Here is a 1948-nt window from a genome sequence, read left to right on the forward strand (position 1 = left end):
TAAACCGCAGGCGCACACCGCTGCCCGATTTACCGCACACAGGCCGTCTGAAAACACGGTTCCGCCAAGCGAAACCCGGCATTTTCAGACGGCCTTTTTCCGCACCATGTCCCCACTTCCCCACTTTTTCCACACCCTGATTATCGGCGCCGGCGCGGCAGGCATGATGGCGGCCGCACGCATCGGGCAGCGCGGTTTCAGCGTTGCCCTGCTCGATCACGCCGTCAAAATCGGTGAAAAAATCCGCATCTCCGGCGGCGGCCGCTGCAATTTCACCAACCGGCATCTCGACGGCGGCGACGCCTCGCCTTATTACGTTTCGCAGCAGCCGCGCTTCGTGCGCCACGCCCTGTCGCGCTTTTCCGCGCAGGATTTCGTCCAACTGGTCGAAGCACACGGCATCGCCTATCACGAAAAACACAAAGGTCAGCTTTTCTGCAGCGGCAGCGCACAGGAAATCATCGCCATGCTGCAGGAAGAATGCCGCAAAGGCGGCGTATCCTGGCACACCGGCTGCCGCATCGATGCCGTCTGCGCCCTGCCCGAACAGGCCGACGGCGCGCGTTTTGAAATCCGCAGCAGCAGCGGCCTGTTCTGCTGCCGCAACCTGATTACCGCCACCGGCGGCCTGGCCGTACCCGCCATCGGCGCCACCGCGTTCGGCTACGAGCTGGCCAAACAGTTCGGCCACAGCATCATCACGCCCGAAGCCGCCTTGGTACCGCTGCGTTTTGAAAACTGGACCGAATCAGGCTTAGCCGCATTATCGGGCATCGCACTACCGGTATGCATCCGCACCGGCAGCGGCAAAACCGCAGCGGCATTCGACGAAGATTTGCTCTTCCGCCACAAAGGTTTGAGCGGCCCCGCTGTCTTACAGATTTCCAGCTACTGGCAGCCGGGCAACTCCATTACCGTCGATTTCGCCCCCGATACCGACTTGGCCGCCGCCCTGTGCCACGGCAAATCGGGGCAGAAAATCCAGCTCAACACCGCCATCCGCCAGCTCTGCCCCCACCTGCCCGAGCGGCTGCTCGACTGCTGGCTGGCGCAACCCGCGTTCGCCCCCTATGCCGCGCACAAATGGGCGGATGTACCCAACACCCTGCTGCAGCAACTCGGCCGCAGCCTGAACGAATGGACGCTGCTGCCCAGCGGCTCGGACGGCCACAAAAAAGCCGAAGCCACGCGCGGCGGCGTCAACGTCAAAGAAATCCACCCCAAAACCATGGAAAGCCGCCTCCGACCCGGGCTGTATTTCATCGGTGAAGTGATGGACATCACCGGCTGGCTCGGCGGCTACAACTTCCAATGGGCCTGGTCTTCTGCCGTTTGCGCCGCCGATGCCGTCAGTTGAACGCGCCCGCCGATGCCTGCCCGTGCCTGAATATGCCGTACAGCGCAGGCAATCGCAGCGCAGCAGGCCGTCTGAAAAACCCCACCCAAGCTGTTTGCGCGTAAACTGCTTTCTAAGCAACCCGCCACGGTATTTTTCAGACGGCTTTTTTCACTTTGATGAACGTGAGTGCAAGATAAGTGATTTAAGCAATGCCTTATGTTTTCAGCAATCTATCCCCTCCCCCGTCTTTAACGGGGGAGGGTTAGGGTGGGGGTGGTTGATTTACAGCTTACTTTAGGCCGACTACCCCCATCCTAACCTTCCCCCGCAAGAGCGGGGGAAGGGACAGGTTACTGAATTTCAACGTATGCACATCTCTACCCATCCGACACTCCCCACTTTTCCGCCATCACCCATCCCGCACCATCCCGTCAAATAAACACATTTTCCCTGCCCGCAGGCCGTCTGAAAAACGATGTGTCCGCGCCCGGCATCGGCTGCGGCATATTGTTGCCTGTAAATATATTTCACGCCGTTTTATTGCGCGGCACTCTGCGTTTTCCCCGATCGGCTGCATGTATTTCTTTGTACAAATAGCCAAATTTCTGT

General features: G+C 59.5%; 1 protein-coding gene. It reads left to right on the forward strand.

The features are described from left to right. Positions 1-166 precede the first annotated feature (166 nt). On the forward strand, positions 167-1357 hold the full coding sequence (locus BDE01S_RS10250) for a BaiN/RdsA family NAD(P)/FAD-dependent oxidoreductase (RefSeq protein WP_255265807.1): 1191 nt from the start codon (positions 167-169) through the stop codon (positions 1355-1357). The last annotated feature ends 591 nt before the right edge of the window (positions 1358-1948 follow it).

Source organism: Bergeriella denitrificans NBRC 102155 (assembly GCF_001592185.1).
Lineage (GTDB): Bacteria > Pseudomonadota > Gammaproteobacteria > Burkholderiales > Neisseriaceae > Neisseria > Neisseria denitrificans.

Bases quoted from the DNA above. Each gene is read 5' to 3' on its own strand.
- BDE01S_RS10250 (WP_255265807.1), top strand. From the start codon at position 167: ATGGCGGCCGCACGCATCGGGCAGCGCGGTTTCAGCGTTGCCCTGCTC.